Below are 16917 nucleotides of genomic sequence, written 5' to 3'. Positions count from 1 at the left end.
GCCCCCTAGAAGATGTAGTCAGTGGTCAAGAAGCTCGACTCGCGATTGCGAATGATGTCGCTGACCAGTTCCTTGTTACTTTCCTGGAACTTGGTGGCGACGAGCGTGCGGATGGAGAACACGCGCAAGGCGTCATGAACGGACAGTGTTCCTTCGGCAGAGTTTTTGCGACCGTTGAATGGAAAGCTGTCTGGGCCACGCTGACATTGCGCGTTGATGTTGATACGCCCCACCTGATTGGCGAAGGCATCGACCAATCGACCCACTTGCGCGGAATCCTTGCCGAAGATACTGAGCTGCTGGCCGAAATCGGAATCGAGGACGTATTCGATGACTGTTTCCAGATCACGGTAAACCACTACCGGTACGACCGGACCGAACTGTTCTTCGTGGTACACACGCATGTCGGAAGTCACCGGGTACAGCACCGCAGGGTAGAAAAACGTCTCACAGACTTCTCCCCCGCCGGCGTTGACGACTTCGGCACCTTTGCTGACAGCATCGGCCACAAGTCCGGTCAGAAAATCAGTTTTGCCTGGTTCTGGTAGCGGCGTTAAAGAGACACCCGGCTCCCACGGCATACCCGGTTTCAGCTGGGCCAGCTTCGCCTGAAACTTGTCGAGGAAAGCGTCAACGACGTTCTCATGAACGAACAGGATTTTCAGCGCAGTACAGCGTTGCCCGTTAAACGACAACGAGCCGGTAACAGCCTCGGAAACGGCGTTATCCAAATCGACATCGGGCAGGATGATGCCAGGATTTTTCGCATCCAGGCCCAGCGCGGCACGCAGACGGTGTGGCTTAGGGTGCAGCTTTTTCAGGTCGCTGGCAGCCTTGTTGGTTCCGATGAACGCAAAAACATCGATCTTGCCGCTGGCCATTAAAGCGCTGACGGTTTCCCGGCCGCTGCCGTAAATGATGTTGATAACTCCGGCCGGGAAGCTGTCACGGAATGCCTCAAGCAAAGGTCGAATCAGCAGTACACCGAATTTGGCCGGTTTGAACACGACGGTATTGCCCATGATCAACGCCGGGATCAAGGTCGTGAACGTCTCGTTCAGGGGATAGTTGTAAGGCCCCATGCACAGCGTTACGCCCAGCGGAACGCGGCGGATCTGGCCCAAGGTGTCTTGTTCGAGCTCGAAACGGCTGGAGCGACGATCCAGTTCCTTGAGGGCATTGATCGTGTCAACGATGTAGTCGCAGGTGCGATCGAACTCTTTCTCCGAGTCTTTGAGATTCTTGCCAATCTCCCACATCAACAATTTCACTACCGCTTCACGTTGTTCACGCATGCGGCTGAGAAAAGACTCCACGTGCCGAATACGCTCGACCACACGCAGGGTTGGCCAGACGCCTTGGCCACGGTCATAGGCCTGTACCGCTGCATCCAGTGCGGTCATGGCCGTTTGCGCGTCCAGAAGTGGGGTACTGCCCAAAATCACGGACTCGTGACCCGATTCTTTTTTCAGGCATACAGGACTGCGGACGGGAGCGAGCGCGCCGTCCCACAACCGCAGCTCGCCATTGACCAGATATTCGCGCTGTTCAATGGAAGGTCCTGGACGAAACGCAGCAGGGATTTCGTCTGCGCTCGGGAAGAGAGTTTCAAGTCGGTTGTTCAACGTCATTTTTCATACCTCTGTGCACACTGTTCAGTGCCGGGAGAGAAAGAACCGGGCACGCTGTGCTTTGCACGTTCAAATAGAATTCAGATCACAACGAGTTCGGCAGCCGGCGCCGTTTGCGCCGCCCAGCAGATGGCAGCAAAGGACATCGCATCCAGCGAAGCTCCTCCGATCAGGCCACCATCGATGTCCACTTGATCAAACAGTTGCTTGGCGTTATCGGCCTTCACGCTCCCGCCGTACAGAATCCGGCAATCGACGGCGGCCGCGCGATCATGCTCCGCCAGCCACTTGCGGATGTGCCGATGAACAGCTTGCGCCTGCTCTGGCGTCGCGGTTTCGCCAGTACCAATGGCCCATACGGGCTCATAGGCAATCACCCCCTTGACCAGGTCCTGAATGCCCACTGCCTTCAGAACTGCACTCAATTGTTGGGTGACGATTGCCTCAGTTTCACCGCCCTGTCGCTGAGCAAGTGTTTCACCCACACACAACACCGGGATAAGTCCGGCGCGAAGCGCGGTAGCGAATTTCTTTGCCACAAGTTCATCGTCTTCTGCATAAAGCGCACGGCGCTCCGAATGCCCGACGAGTACGTAGCGGCAGCCGATATCCCGGAGCATGGAAGCACTGACTTCTCCGGTATGTGCACCTGACAAATGAGCGCTGAGATTTTGGGCTCCCAGCGAAACATCAGAATCGTCCAGCAGATCAGCTACGGTCGTCAGGTAGGGAAACGGTGGGCAAATTGCCGTCTCAACACTTTCAAAGCGTGAAACCACCGGAAGCAGGCTGCGCAGCAACGAAGCATTGGCCGCGCTGCTGCCGTTCATTTTCCAATTGCCGATAACCAGTTTCTTTTTGTGAGAAGAGGTCTGCATGATTCAGGCTTTCCTGTTCAAAAGTGCGGCAGCGTCATAGGGCGCACGCCCTTGCAACGCCTCTTCAATACGCAGCAAACGGTTGTATTTGCCCACCCGATCCGAACGACTCAGTGAGCCGGTCTTGATCTGTCCGGCACAGGTTGCGACGGCAAGGTCAGCAATGGTGGTGTCCTCGGTTTCTCCCGAACGGTGAGAAATGACCGCGGTGTAGCCTGCGTCTTGCGCCATACGAATGGCGTCCAGCGTTTCACTGAGAGTGCCGATCTGGTTGAACTTGATCAGAATCGAATTACCAATCCCTTTCTGAATGCCCTCACGCAGAATTTTGGTGTTGGTTACAAACAAGTCGTCACCCACCAGTTGCACGTGGCCGAGTTTTTGAGTCAAACCCGCCCAGCCATCCCAGTCGCTTTCATCCATCCCGTCTTCTATGGAGATGATCGGGTACTTGTCGCAAAGCATCGCCAGGTAATCGGCAAAGCCTTGCGAACTGAATGTCTGGTCTTCCCCGGACAGTACGTATTGACCGTCTTCGTAAAACTCGGAGGCTGCGCAATCAAGCGCCAGAGTAATTTCCTTGCCCAGCTCGTAACCCGCTCGACTTACCGCTTCCTTGATAACAATCAGCGCTTCTTCATTGGAAGCAAGTGAGGGAGCAAACCCGCCTTCATCCCCTACCGCGGTACTCAGGCCACGCTCGGACAAAACCTTCTTCAAGGAATGGAACACCTCGGCGCCCATGCGCAGGCCTTCACGGAACGACGAGGCGCCGACCGGCTGGATCATGAATTCCTGGATATCGATGTTGTTATCAGCGTGCTCGCCGCCGTTGATGATGTTCATCATCGGAACCGGCATGCTGAACTTGCCTGGCGATCCGTAAAGCGCCGCCAAGTGTTCGTACAATGGAATACGCTGAACCTCGGCTGCCGCCTTGGCGGTAGCCAGGGAGACAGCGAGGATCGCGTTGGCACCCAGGATGCTCTTGCTCTCGGTACCATCAAGGGCAATCATCGCGTTGTCGATTTCGCGCTGATTCAACGCGTCCAGTCCGATCAAGCATTCACGGATGGGGTTGTTCACGTTCTCGACCGCACGCATCACGCCTTTGCCCATGTAACGCGAAGCGTTGTCGCGCAGTTCGAGTGCTTCACGTGAACCGGTAGACGCACCCGACGGGACACTGGCGGTGGCACTGACGCCACAATTGAGCGTCACAACCGCTTCGACAGTCGGGTTTCCTCGCGAGTCCAGAATTTCACGGGCAGTGATTTGTTGGATACGGCTGTTCTTGTTAAGCATGATTTGTCCCCTTCGTATGATTCACTGCCGTTGCCTCTTGGCCTTGCGTACCGAGCAATTCCTGCTGCTCGGCATACTGCGCCCGAAAATCGAAATCCCGTGGCCATGATGCAAAGTCGTGTTCTTCAACGACTTTGTGATCAGTAGAATTCGTCTCACTCATCAGAGCATCCTCAATCAGCGGATCGCTTCGCCTACGCGCACAACACGAAGGGAGTTGGTCCCGCCTTGGGCGTTGGCGTAGTCGCCTTTGGTAATCAGAACGTGATCGCCTGCCTTCACCACACCACGGCGGGTCAACTCATCTACAGCTTTCTCGTTGACCAATTCAGGGGCGAAATCATCGCTGTCGAACGGGATGGTCGTGACACCACGAAACAACGTGACCCGATTTTGGGTGGCCAGATTGCGAGAAAACGCAAAGATCGGAAGGTGCGAGCGAATGCGCGACATCAAGCGAGGTGTATCACCGCTTTCCGTCATGCAGATGATGGCTTTGACACCGTGCAGATGGTTGGCCGCGTACATGGCGGACATCGCGATGGACTCGTCGATCTTGTGGAACACCTGGTCGACGCGATGTTTGGAACGATGGGACTGAGGATGCTTTTCTGCGCCGATGATGATCCGGTGCATGGCCTCGATCGTTTCGATGGGATAGGCACCCGCCGCGGTTTCGGCGGAGAGCATCACGGCGTCGGTGCCATCAAGCACTGCGTTGGCAACGTCGAACACTTCTGCACGAGTCGGCATAGATTGCGTGATCATCGACTCCATCATCTGAGTGGCGGTGATCACCACACGATTAAGCGTGCGGGCACGTTCGATAATCAGCTTTTGAACGGCGACGAGTTCCGCGTCACCAATTTCCACCCCCAGGTCACCCCGGGCCACCATTACGCCTTCAGATGCTTCGATGATCTCATCGAGAATTCGCAAGTCATTGACGGTTTCTGCGCGTTCAATCTTGGCAATCAGGCCGGCCTGCCCTCCTGCCTCCTGCATCAGGCGACGAGCCAGGTGCATATCCGAGGCGTCGCGTGGAAACGAGACAGCCAGGTAATCCACCTGCATGTGTGCAGCCGTCTTGATATCGGCGAAATCTTTTTCGGTCAGCGCCGATGCCGACAGTCCACCGCCTTTGCGATTGATCCCCTTGTTGTTGGACAGCGGTCCGCTTATCAGGACTTCGCAGATCAATTGCGTCGCTTCGACTTTCAGAACCTTCAACTCGATTCGTCCGTCATCGAGTAACAGAATGTCGTCTGGGCGGCTGTCTGTGATCAAGGCCTCGTAGTCGATTCCGACCCGCTGATTGTCCCCGGCATTTTTGTCCAGCGCAGCGTCGAGAATGAATTGCTGCCCCTTCTCCAGAACAACTTTTCCTTGCGCAAACCGTGCGATGCGAATTTTAGGACCTTGCAGATCGGCCAGTACTGCCACGAAACGACCATGTTTGGCAGCCAGCTCACGCACCAGCCGGGCACGAGCAATGTGATCTTCAGCCTTCCCATGGGAAAAGTTCAGGCGCACGACATCAACGCCCGCTTTCACCAATCCCTCGAGGGCTTCGAATGATTCTGTTGCTGGCCCCAACGTGGCCACGATCTTGGTTCTGCGCTGCATGACAGATGCTTCCTCAAACAGGGTTTTATTATTGAACGCAAAGGAAATCTGGAGGCGCTTGTGATTATTTGCGTGCAAATAATCAATCAGCGCAAAGCAATCCAATTGACTGCTAAAACTGCCAGGGACCGACAAATGGCTTTTTACCTTAGTATTTTCATGCTAAACGCCCAGCACCCAGGTAAACGCCATCGAAAAACGCTTAAAAAATCTTGGCACATTGACACACCAAAATGCAATGCTATTTTAGTCAGCACAAATACACGCATCCGGCCACGACCCGGATCGCACTACTCTGCCGAAGGGATATTGATCATGCTGCCAAGACGCCTCTCCATCGCCAGTCGAATGGTTCTCGGGTTCGTCATCATTGCCGCACTGAGCATTGCGCTAGGGGTTTTCGCCCTACGTCAGATCGATGAAGTGCAGGTCCAATCGACCCAGATAAAAGACAATTGGCTTCAACGGGTACGTGCTCTAGGGGCGGCGAATGCTGCACTGAACCGCTATCGGATGGGATCGATGCAGCACATTCTTTCGGTCAGCGAGAAAGACATGCAGTCTTACGAGGACAAAACCGCCGGGCGGTTGCGTCAGGTTCGCGAGCAAATGCAGAACTACGCCCAGTTGCTCACGAACGAGGACGATAAGGGACGGTTGAGCGCGTTCAATGCCAGCCTTGACGTGTATGCAAAAAATCACCTCGAATTGCTAAAGCTTTCTCGCAAAGGTGACAAAACGGGCGCCAGGGAATTTTTGATGACGATCAGGGATTCCTACGATCAGATGACGCAAAACTTCGAAGACCTCATCGACCGTTCAAACCAAGGCGCAGAGCTGGCTGGTAACGAGTCGATCGATGCCTATCAACGCGCCGTCCAAGGCGTGGCACTGGTCATCATCCTGGTTGGTATCGGGACAGTTCTGGTGGCATGGCTACTGACTCGCAGCATCACTGCTCCCTTGAATGTGGCCGTTAAAGCCGCGAAAACAATTGCTGAAGGTGATCTGAGCCAGCCCATTCAACCAACGGGCAACGATGAAGCTACTCGCCTGCTCGAGTCCTTGGCGACCATGCAAAGCAATCTGATAAAGACCTTGGGAAAGATTTCAGGCTCGTCCCGTCAATTGACCAGCGCCACTGCCCAACTAAACACGGTCACGGAAGCCTCCAGTCAGGATATTCAACAGCAACACGCCGAGATTGAGCAGGCAGCCACCGCGGTGACCGAAATGACCGCTGCCATTGAAGAAGTCGCCCGTAATGCGCTATCCACGTCCGAGCTGTCCGTGGCGTCACGGGACATTGCCCTGAAAGGGCAACAACGCATGGTCGAAACATTGGACGCCATAGAGACACTCACCCGAGATGTGCAACTCAGTTCGGAGCAGATTGAAAGCCTGGCCGAACAGTCGCAGCGTATTGGCAAGGTACTGGACGTCATTCGCACGATTGCCGAACAAACCAACCTGTTGGCACTCAACGCCGCCATTGAAGCGGCTCGAGCAGGCGATGCGGGTAGAGGTTTTGCCGTCGTTGCAGATGAGGTGCGCGCCCTCGCCCACCGCACTGCACAGTCGACGCGGGAAATCGAAGAGATGATAAGTGGCATCCAAAGCGGAACGGATACTGCCGTTTCAACCATGCTCAGCAGCAGTGAGAACACCCGTCTCACGTTGTCTTTGGCCCAATCCACTCAAAGCGCGCTGGCAGAAATTGTCGCCGCCAACGACGACATCAATCAACGCAATCTAATGATTACGACAGCCACGGAAGAACAAGCGCACGTTGCACGTTCCGTTGACCGCAACTTGCTCAATATCCGTGATCTATCCGTTCAGTCGGCTACGGGCTCACAACAAACCACTGACGCTTCGATATCCCTCGGCCATTTGGCTGTCGAACTCAACAGTATGGTGGGTCACTTCAAGATTTAATCAGTGCAATTTTTTGCATAATGCCACGTTAAAAAGTAGTCATCGGCGACGAAACCTGTTCGAATCAAGCCATGCTTCATTCGCTATCACTCTCCACTACCGCGGACAGTGATCGTCGCCACCCTATTTGTAAGTGATCAAAATATGGCCTCAAGCGCCCTCGTACTACGCATCGCTGCTGAAATCCGGCAGAAAATCCAGACAGGCAAGCTAGCCCTGGGAGCTCACCTGAGCGCACAAAAAGTCGCCGACGAATTCAACGTCTCCCGCTCTCCTGCACGTGAAGCACTGGTATTGCTATCGGAGCAAAATATTCTCGAACAACTGCCAAATCGTGGGTTCTTTGTGTTGGAGCTCGTGCAGGATCCGTCGCAAATCCACGATGAGGTACTTCCGCTTGAAGAGCCGGACGAATACTACCGACTCTCGGAAGACTGGCTGAACAATGCAATCCCCAACGAAGTGACAGAGCAGTTTCTGCGCACTCGCTACAACCTGACAAAAGCCCAGGTCATAGACATTCTCAACCGGGCGGCAAAAGTCGGTTGGGCCGAGCCGAAACCGGGTTATGGCTGGCGATTCCTGGACGTGGCGAAGACACCGGAAACTCTCGAACAGATCTACAAGGTGCGCTCGTTGATCGAACCGGCAGCGCTGCTGGAGCCGACTTACCATCACGACCTGAGCAAGCTCCAGCGCTTGAAAAAAGAACAGCAGGACATGCTCAACGGCGGCATTGATAACCTGCCGGCTGATGTGCTGCTCAAAAATGGTATCCGCTTCCACGAAGAGCTAATCAAGCTCTCCGGCAACCCGCTTTATCACATGATCCTGGTCCAGATGAACAACATGCGGCGCTTGATCGAGTATCGCTCGATGATCGACCGCAAGCGCCTTTTCAAACAGTGCGCCGAACACATCCGGATGATCGAACTGGTGGAGCAAGGCAACAACCTTGAAGCCGCGCATCTCATGAAACAGCACCTGAGTGGATCCTTCGCTCACAAATCGCCGATTCTGAAATTAAGACCCGAATCCGCCGAGGCCAGCCTTTCACTTTCAGGCATCGGCACTGGCCTCACATCACTTCTCGAGGAGAGCACAAGTTGAGCACCGAAGAACAATTGCGTGAAGAAATCTGCACCGTCGGCAAAAGCCTGTACCAACGCGGTTATACCGTGGGTAGCGCAGGCAATATCAGTGCACGTCTGGAAGATGGCTGGTTGATCACCCCCACCGACGCCTGCCTGGGAAGATTGAAGCCGGAAGAAATCGCGAAAGTCAGCAAGGACGGCACCTGGGTATCCGGCAACAAGCCGTCGAAAACCCTGGAGCTGCATCGTCAGGTATACGACCGCAACCCGGAAGTGAATGGTGTAGTGCACACACATTCGACTTCGCTCGTGGCTCTGACGCTCGCCGGAGTCTGGAACAAAGACGACATCCTTCCTCCACTGACGCCTTACCAAATCATGAAAGTCGGCCACATCCCATTGATCGCCTATCAGCGCCCCGGTTCTCCTGACGTGGCGGCACAAGTTGCTCAATTGGCCAACGATGTGCGTGGCGTCATGCTGGAACGGCTAGGCCCAGTGGTTTGGGAAAGCTCGGTATCGAAAGCCAGCTTTGCCCTGGAGGAGCTTGAGGAAACGGCGAAGCTCTGGATGATGAGCAATCCGAAGCCTGCACCGCTAGGTGAAGAGGCAATCGAAGACTTGCGTCGGGTGTTCTCAGTCAAGTGGTGATGCCTCCAAGAAGCAACACAAGATGTTCCATTGAATAATGCGTTGATACTCGCCTTGTTAATCAAGATCTCCATTCATCTCGCGTCAGAGGTGATTAGCGAGGCGAATGTCCCCTTGCATAGTTGACACTATTTCCCCCTCAACCTAGGTCATGCAGCCTGACCGGGCACTATCTAACTGAATTTCCGCGCTATCACGCTCGTTCTTCGAATTCGGGGCAGATCCGTAAGGTGCGCCGATGGAGAGTGACGGCCGGTTGCGAGTTATTTTCAGTCCATGCGCCAGGCAGCAATCGATTTCTGCGCTTCATGAAATGCGGAAAACGAGTGTGGATTCAACCGGTCGATGCAACAGATTGGCTAAATGAATCGCCTCTGGTTTCGTAGACATCTCGAACGGCTGCAAAGGGTCGATTACTGTCCTTGGTGATAGGCAGAAATCGGCCAAAAGCGGTCACTGGACAGTCCACCCTTGAACAAGTAGCGTGCAAGCCAAATTTCATCTAATTAGAGTTCGCTCATGGTTTCTATGGCTGTTCAGGAAGAAGTTCGAGCCCGCCTACGCCGCGCAGAGGACGAGCACGATGTGAAAGTGCTTTTAGCAGTTGAGTCAGGAAGTCGCGCCTGGGGATTCGCCTCTCCCAACAGCGACTACGACGCACGCTTCATTTATGTGAATAAACCTGAGTGGTATCTCGCTGTGGGCCTTGAGGAACAGCGCGACGTCATCGAGTATCCCATCATCGACGACATGGACATCAACGGCTGGGATCTACGAAAGGCACTTAGACTATTTTGGAAGTCCAATCCAGGCTTTGTGGAGTGGATACAGTCGCCCATCATCTATGAGCATACTGGTTCCTTTCACATGTGGGCCAAGGAGTTACTGCCGCAGGTGTATTCGGTAGAAAGCGGCATTTACCACTATCGCAGCATGGCTAAAACTAACTATAGGGGGTATTTGCAGGTCCCTCATGTCCCTCTGAAAAAATACTTTTATGTACTACGCCCGTTGTTATCGGTCCGGTGGCTAGAGCAGTTTGGAACGCCCGCGCCTATAGAATTTGACAGGCTGCGCGGTGTCATCGAAAGGGAGCCTGAATTCCAGCGGGCAATTGATGATTTGCTTGCGGTCAAGCGCGCATCTCCAGAGATGGGATTATCGCCTCAGATCATGCCGATCCAGCAATTCATTGAGCGTGAGCTCACTAGACTTGAATCAATTAAACCGACCCGTAGCGAGCGCAAAGAAGTTGAACCATTGCTTTCCGAACTGTTTCGCTCGGTGCTCAAAGACGCTTGGGGATGATGTTGTACCGGCCCCTCTGTAGACGCCAGGTACGTCAGCCTACATAAATTAATGATGACCGCTTTGGGTCGTTTGCTGCCTATCACAACTAGATGAAACTGACCCGTTGCTACCAGTGGAAAAGACAGAACGATCCGCCGCTACGATTGATCGCGTTCAATACATAGAGCTAAACAGCTGCTCAGCGTTCTTCAATTCACACGCCGCTTCTGCCTCCGCTCGCGTTGGAAAATGAAGGGGTAGACGGGACTTTTCCTTGTTGTCATAAATGTCGAATCCAGACGACTCCGTTCGCGAATAAAAGCGCACACCACACCTTGCAGATTCTGTCTCTTTAGGTGTTGGTGGTACGACAACAAATCTCAATACCATCTCCTCACCTATAGTTTTTTATTCCTAATTCTTTTGTTTTAGCGGCATATAGCCATCTTATCAATCTCCCGTCATGGGTCTCGACGAGCGGAAAGCACCTAGCCCAGATGCAGAGTTAACCGATGGTGAGCCGATGAAAGCTTCAGGCCGAAGGCAGCTCAAGATTTCGCAGTTTCGACCTGGAAATTTGTTCCGAAGGCTATGCATGGCGGCAAGAAAATATCTGCCGTGGTTTTACAGTCCTCATGGCCATCTGACAGTCTGCGCGCTTGGTTTTTAGCCACTTTGAAGGCGGCATCCTGCGATGCACTTCCCGCCTCGCTATCAGTTGCTCACCTTCGAAACGACCTTGCGCACGACATACGGCAGGATACCGCCCTCCTTCAAATAGAGAATTTCCTGTTGCGAATCCAGCTGCAGAATCAACGGCAGCGAGGTCTGACTTCCGTCCTCGCGATTGATCACCAGGCAGAGCGGGTTTGCCCCCACCTGCATTGTCTCCAGACCGTTGAAGTCCAGTGTCTCATCCCCTTTTAACTGCAAGTTCGTCGCGTCGACGCCTGCCGCGAACGTAATGGGCAAGATGCCCATGCCGATCAGATTGCTACGATGGATACGCTCAAAACTCTGCGCGACGACAGCCTTGACGCCCAAGGTGGCTTGCGCCTTGGCTGCCCAGTCACGACTGGAGCCCGCTCCATAGTTGAATCCGGCGAAGATCACCAGCGGCACGTCCTTGGCAACGTAGCTCAGAGCTGCGTCGTAAACGCGCTGGATCGAACCGTCAAAAGCCGTTGCAAAACCACCCTCTCCCGGCTGTTGCTCCAATAGCCGATTCTTCACTGCTCGATTCACGAATGCACCGCGCATCATCACTTCGTGGTTGCTGCGGCGGGTCGAGTATTGATTGAGATCGTTCGGGTTTTCGCCGCGCTCAATCAACCACTGTCCAGCCTGGCTTTCGAGTGGAATCGCACTGGCCGGTGAGATGTGGTCAGTGGTGACGTTGTCGCCCAGCACCATCAAAGTTCTTGCACTATGAATCGACAACTCGGGTGAAGCTTCGGCTTTGACGTTTTGCAGGTAGATGGGGCGGCGCAGGTAAGTCGAATTCGGCGCCCAAGGAAACTGCACGCTGCCACTCGCTGACAGTGCCTGCCAGTGATGAGTGCCATCCCACAGCATCGCGTTACGCTGGCGGAACAAATCCGGGCGAACGGTCTGGCTGACCAGTGCCTGAATCTGCTCTTCACTGGGCATCAGTTCATGCAGGTACACATCGTTGCCTGCCGCATCCTGTCCTAACGGCTCAGTCTGGATATCCTTATTGATGGTGCCTGCCAAGGCATAAGCCACGACCAGCGCCGGCGAAGCCAGGTAGCCGACCTGGACGCGAGGATTGACCCGCCCCTCGAAGTTGCGATTGCCCGACAGCACCACCACGGTTTTGAGGCCCTGGTCCGAGAAGCGCTCCATGTGTTCCTCGAGGCTGCCGGAGTTACCGATGCAGGTCATGCAGCCAAACCCGGCGAGGTCGAACCCTAAGGCCGAGAAGTCGCTCAGCAGATCGGCCTTTTCCAGGTAGTCCGCGACTACGCGTGAGCCGGGAGACAGAGATGTCTTGACCCAGGGTTTACTGCGCAAACCGCGACGCTGAGCGTTGCGGGCCAGCAATCCCGCCTGGATCATCTGGCTCGGGTTTGCAGTGTTGGTGCAACTGGTGATTGCCGCCAGGGAGATGGCGCCATGGGTCAGGGCCTGGCCAAACGAAGGCTCGAAGTATTCCGCTTCAGCATCCGAAGAACGCGCTATCACGCCCTCCCGCTCACCCAGAATTTCCTGACGAAAGGATGGCGCGGCGTCAGCCAGTTTGCGCCACTGATGCGGTTGATGAGGTCCGGCAACACTTGGCTCGATGGCCGCGAGATCCAGCTCGATCAGGTCATCGAAATGCGGTTCGGGCAGTGCGTCGTGGCGCCACAGGCCTTGTGCTTCGAGGTAAGTCTCAATGCGCGCAATGGTGTCTTCGCTGCGACCGGTCAGGTGCATGTACTCCATCGTGCTGTCGTCGAACGGGAAGAACACTACGGTGGCGCCATACTCAGGGGCCATGTTCGACAGCGTGCCTCGCGCCGCCCAACTGAGCTTCGACAGGCCAGGGCCGCAGAACTCAACGAACTTGCCCACCACGCCCTTCGCACGCAATATTTGCGTGATGCGCAATGCCAGATCGGTGGCCGTCACACCGGGCCGCAATTCATTGCTCAAACGAATGCCGACGACTTCAGGAAAACTGATCGGCACCGGCTCGCCGAGCATGGCAGCCTGTCCCTCCAGCCCACCCACACCCCAGCCCAGGACGCCAATGGCGTTGATCATCGGCGTGTGGCTGTCGGTTGCTACGATATCGTCAGGATGCAGCAGTGGCTGGCCATCGGCAGTCTGGCTTTCCCAAACCACGGTCGCCAGCGACTCCATGTTGACCTGGTGAATGATCCCGGTACCGGGCGGGACCACCTTGAAATTGGTCAGACTCTTCTGCGCCCACTTGATGAATTCGTAGCGTTCGGAGTTGCGGCGGTAGTCGATGTCCAGGTTCCTCTCCACCGCGTCCGCTTCGGCGTAGCGTTCGACAATCACCGAATGGTCAATGACCAGCACCGCAGGAATCATCGGGTTCATGGTTTCCGGTGCGCCACCCATTTCCGCCACCATGTCGCGCATACCGGCAAAGTCAGCAAGCGCCGGCAGGCATGTCGTGTCGTGGAACATCAGCCGGTTAGGATAAAACGGCACTTCGCAGGCCGGCGCCCCTTGGCGTATGCATGCGATGAAGTTGTCCAGCGACGCTGGTGAGCACCGCGCCACATTCTCCAGCAGAATACGGATTGAATAGGGCAAGCCAATGAGCTCGTCCGGGGTGAGTATCTTGTGCAGATCCACGTAGGCGTAACGGGTGTCGCCCACTTGAAGATGACTTTGATGACGTGCGTCGATGGTGGAAATCATGGGCTTATCGTTCACCGGTTGAGTGCGTACGCAAACGACTCTATTCGGTCGTTCAGTTGAACCCAGCGTAACCAAAGGCCGAGCCGGGGAAAATTGAACAATGAGCAAGTCATCGTTCGCCAACGGAGAACGCAGCCTTGATGAGTCTGAAATTGTCAGGTCTTGCTCACTTCCCTACTCTCAGGGGCGACGACAATTTCCATGGAGACCATTTATGCTCGCCCCTACCGCAAAAGTCCTTGAAGAGCTTGCCCCGACTGGTGTGCTCAAAGCCGCCATCAACTTCGGCAATCCGGTGCTTGCACAGCGCAATGCCGAAACGGGCCAACCTCAAGGTGTATCTGTCAGCCTGGCGGTGGAACTGGGCAAGCACCTGGGCGTTCCTGTCGAGTTCATCACCTACGATGCTGCGGGAAAAGTGTTCGAGGCTTTGGCACAAAATCAATGGAACATTGCATTCCTGGCCATCGAACCTGTGCGTGAAGCTCAAGTCGCCTTCAGTGAACCTTACGTGATTATCGAAGGTACCTATCTGGTCAAGGACAGCTCCCCATTCCGCAAGATGGAAGATCTGGATCAACCCAACGTGCGGATCGCCGTGGGCAAGGGTGCAGCTTATGACCTGTACCTGAGCCGGACTCAACAGCACGCAACCCTGGTTCGCGCGCCAACCTCTGCCGGAGCGGTGGACTTGTTTCTCGATGAGAACCTGGATGCGGCGGCGGGCGTGCGTCAACCGCTGCTCAAGGTCGCCGAGGCCAACAAGGAATTGCGCGTCCTGGACGGTTACTTCACGTCAATTCGCCAGGCAATGGGCGTTCCCGTGCGATGCGCCGCGGGTGCGGCGTATGTCAGAGCATTCCTGGAAGAACAGAAAGCCAACGGTTTCGTTACCAAGGCACTTGCCGCAAGCGGCCAAAGTGACGTCACGGTTGCCCCGCTTCAAGTCAATTGAGGCCGTTGCGATAAGGAGTTGAAACGCACTTGCCTGCTCAGCGGCGAAGGCGTTTCAACCAGATTTTATGCACCGGCTCAGCGCAGAGCATCACCACTATCAAGCGCATGATCTGCATTGCCGTAACGATGCCGACTCCCAGGTTCAAGGCTTCGGCCGTCAGGTACATTTCCGTACTGCTGCCCGGCATCATGCCCAGTGCCAGCGTCATCAAAGGAAAACCCAGCAGATAACCGATTCCAAGTGCCAGCAACAAGGTGCATACAATCATGCTTAAGGTGAACACCGAAACCTTGATCAGGAATGTCGGTGAAGCCTTGAAGAACTGGCGATCAAAGTAGCCTCCGAGCGCGCAACCGATCATGAGTTGACCGTAATGGCTCAACTCAACGGGCAATGCCGTCTGCAGATTGAAGCTGGCAGTGAATAGCGCGCACAGCGCCATCGGGCCGAACATCCAAGGGTTCGGCAACTTGTACCGTTTCCAGATAATCGCCGTCAGCGCCCCGCCGAGCAACAATGGCAGCAGCCAATACCAATCACTGGGCAATCGGGCATGAACCACCGATGGAGAAATTTTCGAGCTGAAAAACATCGCGGGCGGAACACAAAGAACAATCAGCACGAGCCGAACACTGTGAGCTGCAGCGATTTGACTGACGTTGGCCTTATGCCTGATCCCCGATTGAATCATCTCTGCAAAGTTCGCAGGCATGAAGGCGAAAAAGGCAGTCGTCAGATCCATGCCTCGACGCCGCATGAACTCGATGCCGAGCAAGGCAAGTAACAAGGTGAGAAATGCCGCGAACAGCATCATCGCGAAATGCCCCAGGATCTGCTCCAGCACCGCGGGTGTGAAATGCAGGCCGATGGATGTCGCAATCATCCATTGCCCGGTCAATCGCCCATTGGGGATCTCCCCTACCCGCCAGCCGAGACATCGCACCAGAATAACCGCCAACATCGATCCAATGATCCAGGGCAAAGGCCAGTTCAGGTAACTGGCAATCAGTGCGCCGGCCACTCCAACCAGCGGTGTCGCCCACCACAATCCCATTGAGGTGAAAAACGCTCTCATAGGTTGGCGCCACCAAAGACCATACACACTGGACTCCCTGTCTCAATCACCTCACCCGTTGGGGTCAAGCTTCCAGTCGTTGGGTCAACTCTGAAAACCACGATGGTGTCGCTGTCCTCGTTGGCCACATACATGCATCCGCCGTCGGGCGACAAGGCGAAAAATCGAGGAGTGAGGCCTTGCGTTGGCGTCGCTGATTCGAATGTCAGCCAGCCCGATTGAGGATCAATGCTGAAGCGCGCAATGCTGTCGCTTCCCCGGTTGGAGGCGTAGAGGAAGCGCCCGGCCTTATCGACTTCGATCTCTGCGGCCGTGCTGTCACCGGTGAAAGAATCCGGCAGCGCAGAGAGCACCTGCTGCGGCTGCAGCTCACCACTTTCGCTGTTCAAGCGATAGGTTGCGACGGTCGAGTCGAGCTCATTGACCGAGTAGACAACGGGTAGTCCCGGATGAAAAGCCACATGCCGCGGCCCGGCTCCTTTGCGGGTGGCAACAGATGGACAGGCTGTCGGGAGCAGCTTGCCCGACAGTGAGTCGAATCGGTAAGTGAAGATCCGGTCGAGACCTTTATCCGGTACGACGACTAGCTTTCCACTGGGGTCGAATGGATTGAAATGCGGTTTCGGGCCTTTTTGTTCAATTCGATGGGGTCCGATCGGCCCTTGCGTCATCACTTGATCGCAGAGTTCGCCGAGTTCCCCCGAATCGAGAATCGGTAAAACAACAACAGAACCACTGTAATGGTTGCTCACCACCAGGAAGTCGCCGTCCGGTGAAATCGCCAAATGTGCGGGATTGTGGCCATGGGTGCTTTGGCTATTGAGGTAGCGCAGCGTGCCATTGGCGCCGATGCTGAATGCGCTGGCCTGATCCGTATCACCATGGACGCAGTACAGGAAATCCTTCTGTTTACTGATCGCAAGAAATGAAGGGTTTACCAATCCATCAACCAACTGCACATGAGACAGGCGCCCAGTCTTTGAGTCGACGCTGTAGACGTTGATCCCGTTGCCACGGGCATTCCTTTCACGAGTGGTACGACAGCCTACGTAAATGAACATGAAGTCATCTC

The 16917-nt window shown here is 55.0% G+C and carries 13 protein-coding genes; 5 read left to right on the top strand and 8 right to left on the bottom strand.

Going from position 1 to position 16917, the window contains the following annotated elements; genetic code table 11:
* Window positions 1-5: 5 nt before the first annotated feature.
* From D8U18_RS00825 to pyk, 5 genes are all read right to left on the bottom strand, one after another.
* On the bottom strand, window positions 6-1631 hold the full coding sequence (locus tag D8U18_RS00825) for an NADP-dependent glyceraldehyde-3-phosphate dehydrogenase (RefSeq protein ID WP_131106813.1): 1626 nt from the start codon (window positions 1629-1631) through the stop codon (window positions 6-8).
* Between the two features lie 80 nt (window positions 1632-1711).
* Window positions 1712-2509: a triose-phosphate isomerase gene (tpiA, locus tag D8U18_RS00820; RefSeq protein WP_056854775.1), complete on the bottom strand. Its 798-nt coding sequence runs from the start codon at window positions 2507-2509 to the stop codon at window positions 1712-1714.
* Window positions 2510-2512: 3 nt separating this feature from the next.
* Window positions 2513-3814, bottom strand: a complete 1302-nt coding sequence (gene eno / locus D8U18_RS00815; RefSeq protein WP_056854776.1) for a phosphopyruvate hydratase — start codon at window positions 3812-3814, stop codon at window positions 2513-2515.
* On the bottom strand, window positions 3807-3977 hold the full coding sequence (locus D8U18_RS28665) for a hypothetical protein (RefSeq protein ID WP_162830878.1): 171 nt from the start codon (window positions 3975-3977) through the stop codon (window positions 3807-3809). The genes eno and D8U18_RS28665 overlap by 8 nt, the downstream gene beginning before the upstream one ends.
* 14 nt (window positions 3978-3991) lie before the next feature.
* On the bottom strand, window positions 3992-5440 hold the full coding sequence (gene pyk, locus D8U18_RS00810) for a pyruvate kinase (RefSeq protein WP_056854901.1): 1449 nt from the start codon (window positions 5438-5440) through the stop codon (window positions 3992-3994).
* A gap of 315 nt (window positions 5441-5755) precedes the next feature.
* Here pyk and D8U18_RS00805 point away from each other — a divergent pair, with 315 nt between their 5' ends.
* The 4 genes from D8U18_RS00805 (at window position 5756) to D8U18_RS00790 (ending at window position 10431) form a co-directional block, all read left to right on the top strand.
* A complete protein-coding gene (locus D8U18_RS00805) occupies window positions 5756-7378 on the top strand; it encodes a methyl-accepting chemotaxis protein (RefSeq protein WP_056854777.1) in 1623 nt (540 codons plus the stop codon).
* A gap of 144 nt (window positions 7379-7522) precedes the next feature.
* Window positions 7523-8488: a GntR family transcriptional regulator gene (locus tag D8U18_RS00800; protein ID WP_056854778.1), complete on the top strand. Its 966-nt coding sequence runs from the start codon at window positions 7523-7525 to the stop codon at window positions 8486-8488.
* Window positions 8485-9123, top strand: a complete 639-nt coding sequence (locus D8U18_RS00795) for an aldolase (RefSeq protein ID WP_131106812.1) — start codon at window positions 8485-8487, stop codon at window positions 9121-9123. The genes D8U18_RS00800 and D8U18_RS00795 overlap by 4 nt, the downstream gene beginning before the upstream one ends.
* Before the next feature lie 519 nt (window positions 9124-9642).
* Window positions 9643-10431: a nucleotidyltransferase domain-containing protein gene (locus D8U18_RS00790; RefSeq protein ID WP_056854780.1), complete on the top strand. Its 789-nt coding sequence runs from the start codon at window positions 9643-9645 to the stop codon at window positions 10429-10431.
* Window positions 10432-11127: 696 nt separating this feature from the next.
* Here D8U18_RS00790 and acnA read toward each other — a convergent pair.
* Window positions 11128-13812: an aconitate hydratase AcnA gene (gene acnA / locus D8U18_RS00780; protein WP_131106810.1), complete on the bottom strand. Its 2685-nt coding sequence runs from the start codon at window positions 13810-13812 to the stop codon at window positions 11128-11130.
* A gap of 214 nt (window positions 13813-14026) precedes the next feature.
* Here acnA and D8U18_RS00775 point away from each other — a divergent pair, with 214 nt between their 5' ends.
* Window positions 14027-14767: an ABC transporter substrate-binding protein gene (locus D8U18_RS00775; protein WP_056854782.1), complete on the top strand. Its 741-nt coding sequence runs from the start codon at window positions 14027-14029 to the stop codon at window positions 14765-14767.
* 37 nt (window positions 14768-14804) lie between these two features.
* On the opposite strand, the gene D8U18_RS00770 is transcribed toward D8U18_RS00775, so the two are convergent.
* Both D8U18_RS00770 and D8U18_RS00765 read right to left on the bottom strand, forming a co-directional pair.
* Window positions 14805-15845 carry an AbrB family transcriptional regulator gene (locus D8U18_RS00770; protein ID WP_007946576.1) on the bottom strand — a complete coding sequence of 347 codons (1041 nt, stop codon included), beginning with the start codon at window positions 15843-15845 and terminating at the stop codon, window positions 14805-14807.
* On the bottom strand, window positions 15842-16906 hold the full coding sequence (locus D8U18_RS00765) for a lactonase family protein (protein ID WP_131106809.1): 1065 nt from the start codon (window positions 16904-16906) through the stop codon (window positions 15842-15844). Before D8U18_RS00765 ends, D8U18_RS00770 begins: the two co-directional genes overlap by 4 nt.
* Between the last annotated feature and the right edge of the window lie 11 nt (window positions 16907-16917).

This window comes from Pseudomonas sp. Sample_10 (assembly GCF_004321495.1).
Classification (GTDB): domain Bacteria; phylum Pseudomonadota; class Gammaproteobacteria; order Pseudomonadales; family Pseudomonadaceae; genus Aquipseudomonas.
This window is presented reverse-complemented; position numbering and strand designations above follow the sequence as displayed.

What these genes read in the sequence shown, in the direction of transcription:
- D8U18_RS00805 (WP_056854777.1), top strand. Translation starts at nt 5,756, where the DNA reads ATGCTGCCAAGACGCCTCTCCATCGCCAGTCGAATGGTTCTCGGGTTC.
- D8U18_RS00765 (WP_131106809.1), bottom strand. Translation starts at nt 16,906, where the DNA reads ATGTTCATTTACGTAGGCTGTCGTACCACTCGTGAAAGGAATGCCCGT.
- D8U18_RS00770 (WP_007946576.1), bottom strand. Translation starts at nt 15,845, where the DNA reads ATGAGAGCGTTTTTCACCTCAATGGGATTGTGGTGGGCGACACCGCTG.
- D8U18_RS00825 (WP_131106813.1), bottom strand. Translation starts at nt 1,631, where the DNA reads ATGACGTTGAACAACCGACTTGAAACTCTCTTCCCGAGCGCAGACGAA.
- D8U18_RS00800 (WP_056854778.1), top strand. Translation starts at nt 7,523, where the DNA reads ATGGCCTCAAGCGCCCTCGTACTACGCATCGCTGCTGAAATCCGGCAG.
- D8U18_RS28665 (WP_162830878.1), bottom strand. Translation starts at nt 3,977, where the DNA reads ATGAGTGAGACGAATTCTACTGATCACAAAGTCGTTGAAGAACACGAC.
- eno (WP_056854776.1), bottom strand. Translation starts at nt 3,814, where the DNA reads ATGCTTAACAAGAACAGCCGTATCCAACAAATCACTGCCCGTGAAATT.
- D8U18_RS00790 (WP_056854780.1), top strand. Translation starts at nt 9,643, where the DNA reads ATGGTTTCTATGGCTGTTCAGGAAGAAGTTCGAGCCCGCCTACGCCGC.
- D8U18_RS00775 (WP_056854782.1), top strand. Translation starts at nt 14,027, where the DNA reads ATGCTCGCCCCTACCGCAAAAGTCCTTGAAGAGCTTGCCCCGACTGGT.
- pyk (WP_056854901.1), bottom strand. Translation starts at nt 5,440, where the DNA reads ATGCAGCGCAGAACCAAGATCGTGGCCACGTTGGGGCCAGCAACAGAA.
- tpiA (WP_056854775.1), bottom strand. Translation starts at nt 2,509, where the DNA reads ATGCAGACCTCTTCTCACAAAAAGAAACTGGTTATCGGCAATTGGAAA.
- acnA (WP_131106810.1), bottom strand. Translation starts at nt 13,812, where the DNA reads ATGATTTCCACCATCGACGCACGTCATCAAAGTCATCTTCAAGTGGGC.